The following is an 11,178-nucleotide window of genomic DNA, read 5'->3' as shown; positions in this document are numbered from 1 at the left end:
GATCCGCATGAAAATTCAACGTATTGCCCAGCGCCTCGATGAGGCGGCCCGGCTCGCTCAGGCGACCCTGCAACTCAGCGGTGAAGACACCGTCACGCTGGACGAGGCCTATCAGGTGCAGCGCCAGTTGATCGAACAACGTCTTGCCCGTGGCGCGCGTCAGGTGGGCATGAAAATGGGCTTCACCAGCCGCGCGAAAATGGCCCAGATGGGTGTTTCCGATCTGATCTGGGGGCGCTTGACCTCGGACATGTGGATCGAGGAGGGCGGCAGCATTGATTTGTCCCGGTATGTGCACCCGCGTGTCGAGCCGGAGGTCTGCTTTCTGCTCGGCAAGCGCCTGCAAGGGCAGGTGACGCCGTTGCAGGCCTTGGCCGCAGTCGAAGCCGTCGCGCCGGCGCTGGAGGTAATTGACTCGCGCTACCGCGACTTCAAGTTTTCGCTGCCTGACGTGGTCGCCGACAACGCTTCGTCGTCCGGCTTCGTGGTCGGCGGATGGCAGCGGCCCGACACCAATCTCGACAATCTGGGGCTGGTGATGAGCTTCGACGGCCGCGCGGTGGAGATGGGCAGCACGGCGGCGATCCTCGGGGCACCAGTACGTGCGCTGGTGGCGGCGGCGCGCCTGGCTGCGCAGCACGGCGAAGCGCTGGAACCCGGCAGCCTGGTGCTGGCCGGTGCCGCGACGGCAGCCGTGGCGTTGCGTCCGGGGGTCGCGGTGCGTTGTGAATTCCAGCATCTGGGCAGCGTGGCGTTCCAAACGCTGCGCGAGGAGTAAAGCCATGAGTGACAAAGCGCAAACCCGTGCCCGCGTGGTCGATGGCAAGGCCACCCCGCTGGGCGCCTTTCCGCACGTCAAACGCGCCGGTGACTTTCTGTTCGTTTCCGGCACCAGTTCGCGCCGCCCCGACAACAGCATCGCCGGTGCCGAGCTGGATGCCACTGGGCGCGTGCGCCCGTGCATTGAAGTGCAGACCCGCGAGGTGCTGAACAACATTCGCGACATTCTGCGCAGTGTCGATGCCGACCTCGAAGACGTGGTTGAGGTGTGCAGCTATCTGGTCAACATGAACGATTTTGCTCAGTACAACCAGGTCTACGCGCAGTTCTTCGACGCCGACGGCCCGACGCGCACCACTGTAGCCGTGCACCAGTTGCCTCACCCGCATCTGGTCATCGAAATCAAAGCCGTGGCCTACAAGCCATTGCGCTGAACCCACTCACCGAGTGCGGGCCGCAGCCGAGGGGCTGGCCTGCACTCGACAGGAGAAGAACAGATGTCATCTGCTCGCATTCCCGTGGCAATCATTGGCTCGGGCAACATCGGCACCGATCTGATGATCAAGATCCTGCGCAATTCCGACATGCTCGAAGTGGCTGCAATGGTCGGCATCGACCCGACCTCCGACGGTCTGGCGCGTGCCGAACGTCTCGGCGTGCCCACCACCGCAGAGGGCATCGACGGACTGCTCGCGCTGCCCGATTTCAAGAAAATCCGCATCGCCTTTGACGCCACTTCGGCAGGTGCGCACAAGGTGCATGACGCCAGACTGCGCGACCATGGTGTGCGCGTCATCGACCTGACCCCGGCCGCGCTTGGGCCTTTCGTGATTCCGGTGGTGAACTTCGCCGAGCATGCCGAGGCGCCGAACCTGAACATGGTCACCTGCGGTGGCCAGGCGACCATCCCGATCGTGCATGCAGTGGCGAGCGTGGCGCCGGTGCATTACGCCGAAATCGTCGCGGCGATTTCCAGCAAGTCTGCCGGCCCCGGCACCCGCGCCAATATCGATGAGTTCACCGAGACTACGTCTCGCGCCATCGTAGAAGTGGGCGGAGCCGCCCGTGGCAAGGCGATCATCGTCCTCAACCCGGCCGAGCCGCCGCTGATCATGCGCGACACCATCTACTGCTTCGTGCCGCCGGATGCCGACACCCAGGCAATCGCCGGCGCCGTCGAGGCGCGGGTCGCTGAAGTGCGTCGTTATGTGCCGGGTTATCGGCTCAAACAACAAGTTCAGTTCGAGCACTTCGGCGAGGACAACCGGCAGAACATTCCCGGTCTGGGCTGGAGCACCGGCATCAAGGTCGCGGTGTTCCTCGAAGTGGAAGGTGCCGGGCATTACCTGCCGGCGTTCGCTGGCAACCTCGACATCATGACCAGCGCGGCGTTGACCGTCGCCGAACGTATTGCCCAAGCGCAACTCGCCGCTGAAGGGGTGGGAAAATGATCGACAAGAATAGAAAAATCCACGTTTCCGACGTCACCCTGCGCGACGGTATGCATGCCGTGCGTCACCGCTACAGCCTCGAACAAGTTGCACGGATCGCCCAGGCGCTGGACGACGCCGGCGTAGACAGCATTGAAGTTGCGCACGGCGATGGCTTGCAGGGGTCGAGTTTCAACTACGGCTTTGGTGCCCACACCGATCTTGAGTGGATCGAGTCGGCGGCGGCAGTGGTCAAGCGTGCCCGCATTGCAACGCTGTTGCTGCCGGGGATCGGCACCGTGCACGACCTCAAGGCTGCCTACAACGCCGGCGCGCGCATCGTGCGCGTGGCCACCCACTGTACCGAAGCCGACGTATCCCGCCAGCACATCGAATACGCCCGTTCTTTGGGTATGGACACCGTCGGTTTCCTCATGATGAGCCACATGCAAACCCCCGCCGGACTCGCCGCGCAAGGCAAGCTGATGGAAAGCTACGGTGCACAGTGCGTCTACGTGGTGGACTCGGGCGGGGCGATGAACATGTGGGACATTGCCGAGCGCTTCAAGGCCCTCAAGGACGTGCTCGACCCGGCAACCGAGACCGGCATGCATGCCCATCACAACCTCAGCCTCGGCGTGGCCAACAGCCTGATTGCGCTTGAAAACGGCTGCGATCGCATCGATGCCAGCCTCACCGGTATGGGCGCCGGCGCAGGTAATGCACCGATGGAAGTGTTCATCGCCGCGGCCGAGCGCATGGGCCTGAACCACGGCTGTGATGTGAAAAAGCTGATCGATGCCGCCGAAGACATCGTCCGCCCTATGCAGGAGCGGGTGGTGCGGGTCGACCGCGAAACGCTCGCGCTGGGTTATGCCGGGGTTTATTCAAGCTTCCTGCGCCACGCCGAAGCGGCCGCCAGCAAATACGGCTTGTCGGCTTTCGACATCCTCGTCGAGTTGGGCAAGCGCCGGATGATCGGCGGCCAGGAAGACATGATCGTCGACGTTGCCCTCGACATGCTCAAAAAGACCTGAAGCGCTTATTTGCAGGTTTTTCCGATAAGGCCCGCAGGTGATTCGGGCCTGACCTGGGGCGGCTGCGCTAGTGAAAGGTGAGCGCCTGCCTGGTTTTTTCGCCAATCAATGGGTAGACACGATGAACAATAACAACAGTGCAGTAAGCCCATCTCTTGTCACCGCGCGGCTGTTACTGGGCTGCTCGCTGACCGCGCCGGCCGCGCAAACCCTCGCCACCGAAGGTGGCGGCTCCATGTACCCTATGGGTGCCGAAAACTACTTGTCTGGCGCCATGCCGCCACCGGGCCTGTATGGCACCGTCTACGCCCAGCGTTACCGCGCCGACCGTTTGCGCGGCAATGACGGGCGGCAGCTGCCAGTGGACTTCCGCCTGCGCGCCGATGTCATTGCGCCGCGCGTCGTGTGGGTCACCGAGCAGAAGGTGTTGGGCGGCAGTCTGGCGTTCCATGCCATCGCGCCGCTGGTCGAGTTGAAGGTCTCGCTCGACGGCACCAGTCAGCGCAAGCGCGAGCTGGGCGACATCACGTTCGGCCCCGGCCTGGGCTACCACTACAGTGAAAAAATGCATGCCGCCTATGGCATCGATTTCTTCGCTCCCACGGGACGTTTTGACCGCGACGATCTGGTCAATATCGGCCGTAATTACTGGACCGTGCAACCGGTGGCGGCCTTCAGCTACGTCGATCCGAACGGGCTGAACATCGACATCAAGACCATGTACGACTTCAACCTGCGCAACCGCGACACTGATTACCGTTCCGGCCAGGAGCTGCACGCCGACTATGCCATTGGCTGGGGCCTCAGCAATGGCTGGGTGCTCGGTGTGGGCGGCTACGTGTACCGGCAGACCACCGACGACGATGTCCGCGGTGAGCGGGTCGAGGACAATAAAGGCCGCGCGTTCGCCATCGGCCCATCGATCAAATACAGCAGTCAGCGGGGTTGGTTCGTGACCGCAAAGTGGCAGCAGGAGCGCGCGGTGCGCAATCGCGCCGAAGGCGACGCCTATTGGCTAAAGCTCGTTTTTCCGTTCTGACCTCTTGCCGAACGATTGCCAATGGCGCTGGCCCCCAAGAACTCCCCGGAGCATGCCTGTATGAAAATCCCGATCTACCAACGTTTTACCACGACGGCGCAGCTTGACGAGCAGTACGACATCGAGGCCTCGGTCAAAGACTTCGATGGCTATGTTCAGCGGTTCATCGAGCAAAGCCAAATCGCACGCGCCCAACTGCCCAATAAGCTGGACGTGCCCTACGGCCCGACCCTAGACGAAACCTTCGACGTGTTTTTCCCCCAACAGGCAACCCCCGGAACCTTGCGCCCGGCAGTGTTCTTCGTTCATGGCGGTTACTGGCGGGCGACCACCAGCAAGGAGTGGAGCTTCGTGGCCAAGGGCTTGGCCGCGCTGGGCGTGGTGACGGTGATTGAGAACTACACGCTGGCGCCGAAAGTCACCATTGCCGAGATCGTACGCCAGCATCGCGCGGCGTTCTGCTTCCTGTGGCGCAACGCCGAGCGGTTCGGGATTGATCGCGAGCGCATCGTGGTGGTCGGGCATTCAGCTGGAGCCCACGGAGTGGCCGAGCTGCTGGCGACCGATTGGGTGGGCGACTATGGCCTGCCGGCCCAACCCTACCAAGGCGCCATCGCTGTCAGCGGGGTGTTTGACTTGCGTCCGCTACCGCATACCTTTCTGGCCTCGACGATTGATTTCACCTGGCAATCAGTCGAGTCGCTGAGCCCGATATTGCACATTCCGGCGCGGCTCCCGCCCCTGATGCTGGCCTACGGGCTGCGCGAGACGGACGAATTCCGCCGCCAGACGATGGACTATGCCTGCGCCTGCATAGAACAAGGCGCACCGGCCGAGCTGCTCGCGCTGGACTCAGACCATTTCAACATCCTCGACGACCTGGCGGCAGGCAGCGGCCCCATGGTGCAGTGGATCAAGCGGTGGCTAAAACTGGACGCTGCTCGGGCCTGAATCCGACAGCGATCTTTGCCGGGTTGTAACTGCTCTTTCGCTCGCTGAGCGCTTTGGCTTGTTGCGTTGATGCTCTGCGAAACCGACTCAAGAACAACCTGGCTGTGAACTTTAAAATCAAAAAAAGGTAGGGTTCCCAATGAAATGCAAAATTGCCGTGTCGCTATTGCTGGCCTCTGTGGCCTTCGGTGTTCAGGCCGTAGAGAACAATGTTGCCTGCGAAAAACCACTGCCGCTGTCGGCGCCTCAGGATGAATGGTCACTGTTTCAGGAAACGGTGAAGCGCGCACCCGCGGTCATGGGCGATGTGCACCGTGAATATTATGGCAAAGGCCTGGATAACTTCGGCGACCTGCGTTTACCCAAAGGCAAAGGGCCGTTTCCGGTTGTAGTGGTTGTTCACGGTGGACGCTGGAGCGCTGATGTCAGCCTCGACTACATGGCGCCGGTCGCTGATCTGCTGACCAAGGCAGGCTTCGCGACGTGGAACATCGAATACAGTCGTGTGGGCAGTTACGGCGAATGGCCGAACTCTTTCAAAACGGTCGCCAGCGCGGCGGACAAGTTGCAGGAGCTGGCGAAGACGTACCCGTTGGACTTGAAGAAAACGGTCACCATTGGTCACTCATCGGGGGGGCATTACGCGCTGTGGCTGGCCGGTAGAAGCCTGTTGAAGCCGGAGTCTGAACTGTATGCCGCAAACCCGTTGAAAATCTCCGGCGTGGTCGTGCTCGATGGTGTGGTCGACTTGGCGTGGTATTCGACCCTGCCACGCGGCGATGTTCAGGCCAAGGTGCTTGGCAACATTCAAGGTGAGGCGCTGCAGAAGCGTTTGCAGGAAGTCTCCCCGGCGCAGATGCCACTGGTAAAAGTCCCGCAGATATTCATCACCAATCAGAGTGACCGTTTTCCCTCCGTTCGCGATTACGTGAAGCGCGCGAATACCGCGGGCGTGGAATCGCGGTATGACGCGCTGTGTGATTCCAATCACTTTGCTCCCGTGAACACGGCCAACGCCGAGATGGCAGAGAAGCTAGTCAAGTATGTGTCCGAACTGTCCCGATAAGGTTTTGGTTAACTGACTTTCGGTCGCTTCGTAACAATCCGCTATTGGCATATAAAAATAATAAAAGTTGAGGGTTATCCCTATGTGGCTTCCTGTAAAGAGTGGAGCTGTGCTGGCGTGTGTCTTGCCCGGCATGCTGCTGAGTGTTGAAGCACTGGCGGAGAATTCCGACAGCGGTTTTTTTAAGGGAAGTTCTCTGACACTGGATACCCGGCACTGGTATTCCAAAGAGATCGGCAGGGGAGACACGGTCTACCGTTATCGTACCGATGATGGGTCACGGGTTTCGCATGACCGAGTCGCCTGGCAACAGGGCTTAAAGCTGGGTTTTATCTCCGGGTATACACCTGGGGCGGTGGGCGTCGGGCTTGATCTCGCTGCATATTCGGTCGTTGCACTGGAGCGCAACCCCGCTGATGCGGCAGGCGGCAGTAACCGCATGCTGGTCAACAGTGACGGTGATGTCGAGCCGAGCTGGAGCCGCCTGGGCGTTGCCGCGCTGAAGTTGCGAATGGCTGAGTCGGAATTGAAAATTGGCCGTCATCAAGTGGCCAACCCCGTGATGAACTTTTCCGATACACGTACCGTGCCGGCGTCTTTTGATGGATGGTCGTTCGAAAACTCATCCATCAAAGGTCTGGTATTGAAGTCCGGTTATTTCTCGAAAATGGCGCCCCGCTATGCGGCCGGTACCGAGCCCATAGGGCTTCAATATGCAATGCGCCCGGTCAGCAGTGACTGGACCGCCTACGTGGGCGGTGATTACACCAGTGCGGGCGGGTTGAAGAGCAGTGTCTATGTTTCCCGTATTCAGGATATCTGGGATCGGGAATATCTAGGCCTAAGCCGGGACTTCAAGACAGGAGAAATAAAAACCTCCGTCAAGTTGTCGGCTTACAACACCCAATCCAGCGGAAAACAAGAGGCCGGTTATATCGATCAGCAGGCCTATGGCCTGACGGTTACCCCCAGCTTCAAGAACCATACCGTCGAGTTTGGCCTGCAGAAAATAGTCGGTGATGAGTTCTTCGATTACGTCAAAGAATCAAATGCCATTTCGTTGCCCAATACCATGGTTTCCTATTTCAACGGGCCGAACGAAACCTCGTTGCAGATCAAGTACATCAATGACTGGGCGGCCTACGGCGTGCCGTGCTTCAAAAGCATACTTTGGCATACACGTGGCTGGGGTATTGACGGCACCGGTTACAACGGAGGCAGCAAAGGTGTTTATACCGCTTCACCTCTTCAGGATAACGAGCACCATAATGAAACCGGTGTTTTCGCCAGTTATACCTTCCAGGGAACCGAGCTGAAGGGGGCCAATATCCTTGCCGGTTACGCCTGGCATCGCGCGAGCAGTCATCAGGTCGAGGGCAACTTTGACGAGCTGCGGGTCATCGTGAAAATACCGGTGTCGTTGTTCTGAGATTCCACCGCGTCGCGCTTGGCCAGGTGGATATTTATCCTCCTGCCGCGCATCTTGGGGTGCGCGGCAGGGTGGTCGTCGAAGACTGTCATCAACCAAAGGGGGGACGCCCGTGACGGGCAGCTTCTGGCCGAAAGCCGACATTCGCGACATGCCCACTTACTTAATATCTCGCAACGTCTCGCGAGCAGATCCTCCAGCCGATCTTGGCAGGATTATCTATTCAACATTGCCCGCTTCAAGCGGAATTCGCCTGATAACGTCGTCATAAGGCACCAGATCGAGAAAGGCAATGACTTCAACTGCCTGCAAGTTTCGCATGCGCATGATCCATACGTAGCTGTTGCGATAAGGCGCGCCGTCGGCTGCGGTGGCGGTGCCGTCCCAGTGCACGACGACGTCATCGCCTTCAGCCCAGATATCCGCCACCGTCGGGCGAACGGGCGAGGCGAGCCGTTTTGCGAATGGTTGGACTGCGCGTTTCAGGAAGTCATCTCGGCCCCGATAAGTGCCCGCCGAAGGGCTCGTCCCCTTGATTGTCCAGATCACATCGGGAGCCAGGACATCTGTGAAGAACGTCCGGCCGCCCTGAGCCCACTGGTTGAACGCTTGCGCAACGAATTGGCGGTTGCGCTCCGTAGCCGGTTCGCTGGCCACAGCGGGCGCCGGCTCTGCAATGAGTGTGGTGAGGACCAGTGCTAGCGCTGTAGAGAGGCGTTGAACAAACGTCATTTCCCGTGCTCCTTAATCTGTCCGATGAGCCCCGTCGAGTTGGATGGGCCGTTGTTGTTATCTGTAAGCCGCTAGTTGCGTTCCCTCACGCCGTTGCTCTATATGGGGCTTTGGCAAAGAATCGGCGCGGGTGTGGCCGGCAGTACCTCTGGGCTTCATCTGAAGTGTGACTTACGAGCGGAGGAGGGCTGTTGCAGGATCGTCCTGATTTCTTGCTTGATCATCCGATACCAGATGCCCAACCGCCGAATCCCCACGTGATGGAGTTGTGTTTGAATTCCCTTTCAAAGCTTGTCGATATCATTGGTCGTCACGTCCGGGATGACGGCATTCACAGCACCGCGATTCCGGGTGTCAGCCTGATTCGTTCGGCTTCGCCCACGATGCCTATGCCGGTGGTGTATGAGCCAACGCTCTGCCTTGTCGCTCAGGGACGAAAACAAGCGATGCTGGGTACTACCGCCTATGTTTACGATCCGGCCAAGTACCTGATTGCATCGGTAGACCTTCCGGTGATGGGCTCGGTCATCGAGGCGAGTGAGGCTGTTCCTTATCTGTGCCTGGCGCTGGATCTCGATACCGCTGTGTTGAGTGAACTTGCGCTGCGCCATCCGCTACGAGAAGAGAGCGTCAGTGCACCGCCGGCAGTCATTACGCTCAACGATACGACTCCAGAACTGCTGGATGCTGCGGTTCGGCTGGCCGGGCTGCTCGACAGGCCACGGGATATCGAAGCGCTCGCTCCGCTGGTGATTCGCGAAATGCTTTATCGCCTTCTAACCGAAAACGGCAACAGCCTCATCAGGCAGATGGCACAAGCAGACAGCCGCTTGAACCAGATTGCCAAGGCCATTGCCTGGCTGCGCAGCCACTACAACGAAGCGTGTCGAATAGATGACCTCGTCGAAATCGCCGGCATGAGCCGTTCTTCGTTTCATACGCATTTCAAGGCGATCACCTCGATGAGCCCGCTGGAATTTCGTAACCAGTTGCGGCTACAGGAAGCACGCCGGCTGATGGTCACTGAAGCGGTCGACGCCGCAGAGGCGGGATATGCAGTCGGATACGAAAGTCCCTCGCAGTTCAGCCGAGACTACGCCCGTCTGTTCGGCATGCCACCGGCGAAAGACGCCTGGCGGCTGCGCACGGACATTTGTGGAATTTGAATCCAGCGCTTTTCGTCGCGCAGAAAAAAACGAGGCCGCATTTGCGGCCTCGTTTTCAATGTGTTCCGGACTACTTTTTGACGCTCAGGTAATCGCCGGTCGTATTCAGCGAGATGGTCACGTCCTTGTTGCTGCGATTACGCCAGAACCAGCCGTGAGTGCCGTCAAATAACGCGGTGAATTCGCCTTTATTGCTCTTGACCTGCTTGCCCTTGTTGTAGCTGTGGAAGTAACCCTTTTCGCCGTTGTAGGGCTCGCCGTGAGTGTCGTAGTTGACGAGCCCGCCAGTGGCCGTCCATTCGTAGCTGACAGTCTTGCCCTTCAGCATTTCCAGTTTGATTTCCGTACCTTCGCCAGGTTTGAGCGTTACGCTCATCTGATTGGACTTCAGGGCCGGGGAGGGTGCCGTCACTGGCTGAGCAACAGGCTTCTGAACGGTCTGGACTTGCGCAACTTGCTGCGCCGGAGTTGGAGCCGCAGTTGGAGCCGGAGCTGGAGCGGCTGCTTGAGGCGGCGCGGCATCGGCCAACGCTTCCTGAGCAAGGATGATTTTAAGTTCGCCCATCTGGGTCAGCCCCAGTGTTCGGCCTACACCTGTCGGATCGATCGCGTATTCAGAAGGCATGACAACAGTCACCAAAAGGCCGGTAGCAACCAGTATCGCGATGACAGTCGAGCGCAGCAGTTTGCGAGTGCTTGGCAATTCATTAACAGTTGGAAGCGGAGTATTGAACATGGTCAGAATTCCTTAGGCGGAGACAAACAGGCCGGTGATCTGGTAACCCATCAAGAGGAAACCGGCACTCATCATGGCGACGTTGGCGGTATAGGCATGGCGCCAGAAACTGCCGGTGCGCCGCCAGTACCCCATCAGAATGAGAATTGCGCTGAGGGCCAGCAATTGGCCGATCTCTACACCGACGTTGAAGGCGATCAGGTTTGGAATCAGACCATCTGGTGAGATCTCGTATTCCTGAATCTTGGTCGCCAAACCAAAACCGTGGAGCAGGCCGAAGATCAGCGTGGCCACTTTGGTATTGGGTTGGAAGCCAAACCAGCGCTGGAACGCGCCGAGGTTATCGAGCGCCTTGTACACCACTGAGAAACCGATGATGGCGTCGATGATGTAAGAGCTGATGCTGACCTCGGTGAGCACCCCCAGCAGCAACGTGACCGAGTGGCCTACGGCGAACAGCGTGACGTAGAGGCCAACGTCTTTCAGACGGTAGAGGAAGAAGATCACCCCGAACAGAAACAGCAGGTGGTCATACCCCGTCATCATGTGTTTGGCGCCCATGTAGATGAACGGCAACAACATGACGCCGGTGCTTTCCTGAATGAAACCCTTGTCACCTTCAGCGACGGCATGCGCCATCGCTTCGGGCATGCCGAAGAAAAGTGCCGCTAAAAATAAAAACAAGAGTAATAGCGGGCGATGCCCAGGCGCAGCGAACACGCCAACACCGCTCAATGAGTGCGAATGCATGAATTAAATCCTACGTTGCAGTGATCGTGGGCCGCATTGCGGCCATGGTCAGGATGCGAACG

The 11,178-nt window shown here is 59.1% G+C and carries 12 protein-coding genes; 9 read left to right on the top strand and 3 right to left on the bottom strand.

Annotated elements, in window-relative coordinates:
• Positions 1-7 precede the first annotated feature (7 nt).
• The 8 genes from D8U61_RS20920 to D8U61_RS20885 all read left to right on the top strand — a co-directional run bounded on the left by D8U61_RS20920 (position 8) and on the right by D8U61_RS20885 (position 7,732).
• Positions 8-778: a fumarylacetoacetate hydrolase family protein gene (locus D8U61_RS20920; RefSeq protein WP_116254805.1), complete on the top strand. Its 771-nt coding sequence runs from the start codon at positions 8-10 to the stop codon at positions 776-778.
• Between the two features lie 4 nt (positions 779-782).
• On the top strand, positions 783-1,214 hold the full coding sequence (locus D8U61_RS20915) for a RidA family protein (RefSeq protein WP_116254804.1): 432 nt from the start codon (positions 783-785) through the stop codon (positions 1,212-1,214).
• 63 nt (positions 1,215-1,277) lie between these two features.
• The gene (locus D8U61_RS20910) at positions 1,278-2,231 is read left to right on the top strand and encodes an acetaldehyde dehydrogenase (acetylating) (protein WP_125926146.1); all 954 of its coding nucleotides are present in this window, start codon (positions 1,278-1,280) and stop codon (positions 2,229-2,231) included.
• Positions 2,228-3,247, top strand: a complete 1,020-nt coding sequence (gene dmpG / locus D8U61_RS20905) for a 4-hydroxy-2-oxovalerate aldolase (RefSeq protein WP_116254802.1) — start codon at positions 2,228-2,230, stop codon at positions 3,245-3,247. Before D8U61_RS20910 ends, dmpG begins: the two co-directional genes overlap by 4 nt.
• A gap of 121 nt (positions 3,248-3,368) precedes the next feature.
• Positions 3,369-4,286 (top strand): transporter, encoded by a 918-nt coding sequence (locus D8U61_RS20900; protein ID WP_194087864.1) that lies wholly within the window; start codon positions 3,369-3,371, stop codon positions 4,284-4,286.
• Positions 4,287-4,346: 60 nt separating this feature from the next.
• Positions 4,347-5,237 carry an alpha/beta hydrolase gene (locus D8U61_RS20895; protein WP_158561663.1) on the top strand — a complete coding sequence of 297 codons (891 nt, stop codon included), beginning with the start codon at positions 4,347-4,349 and terminating at the stop codon, positions 5,235-5,237.
• Between the two features lie 157 nt (positions 5,238-5,394).
• Complete coding sequence (locus D8U61_RS20890) at positions 5,395-6,303, top strand: alpha/beta hydrolase (protein WP_177433354.1); 909 nt, start codon at positions 5,395-5,397, stop codon at positions 6,301-6,303.
• A 133-nt stretch (positions 6,304-6,436) separates the two neighbouring features.
• Positions 6,437-7,732: an OprD family outer membrane porin gene (locus tag D8U61_RS20885; protein ID WP_241663645.1), complete on the top strand. Its 1,296-nt coding sequence runs from the start codon at positions 6,437-6,439 to the stop codon at positions 7,730-7,732.
• A 219-nt stretch (positions 7,733-7,951) separates the two neighbouring features.
• On the opposite strand, the gene D8U61_RS20880 is transcribed toward D8U61_RS20885, so the two are convergent.
• Positions 7,952-8,464 carry a nuclear transport factor 2 family protein gene (locus D8U61_RS20880; protein WP_130927583.1) on the bottom strand — a complete coding sequence of 171 codons (513 nt, stop codon included), beginning with the start codon at positions 8,462-8,464 and terminating at the stop codon, positions 7,952-7,954.
• Positions 8,465-8,655: 191 nt separating this feature from the next.
• Between D8U61_RS20880 and D8U61_RS20875 the strand changes: the two genes are divergently transcribed.
• Positions 8,656-9,630, top strand: a complete 975-nt coding sequence (locus tag D8U61_RS20875) for an AraC family transcriptional regulator (protein WP_241663641.1) — start codon at positions 8,656-8,658, stop codon at positions 9,628-9,630.
• 70 nt (positions 9,631-9,700) lie between these two features.
• Here D8U61_RS20875 and D8U61_RS20870 read toward each other — a convergent pair whose 3' ends face one another.
• Positions 9,701-10,366, bottom strand: a complete 666-nt coding sequence (locus D8U61_RS20870) for a transmembrane anchor protein (protein WP_130927582.1) — start codon at positions 10,364-10,366, stop codon at positions 9,701-9,703.
• A 12-nt stretch (positions 10,367-10,378) separates the two neighbouring features.
• On the bottom strand, positions 10,379-11,116 hold the full coding sequence (locus tag D8U61_RS20865; RefSeq protein WP_130927581.1) for a HupE/UreJ family protein: 738 nt from the start codon (positions 11,114-11,116) through the stop codon (positions 10,379-10,381).
• Positions 11,117-11,178: the final 62 nt, after the last annotated feature.

This window comes from Pseudomonas sp. Sample_14, from assembly GCF_004307515.1.
GTDB lineage: Bacteria > Pseudomonadota > Gammaproteobacteria > Pseudomonadales > Pseudomonadaceae > Aquipseudomonas > Aquipseudomonas atacamensis.
The sequence above is the reverse complement of the archived record's forward strand: the minus strand, read 5'-3'. Positions and strand labels throughout refer to the sequence as shown.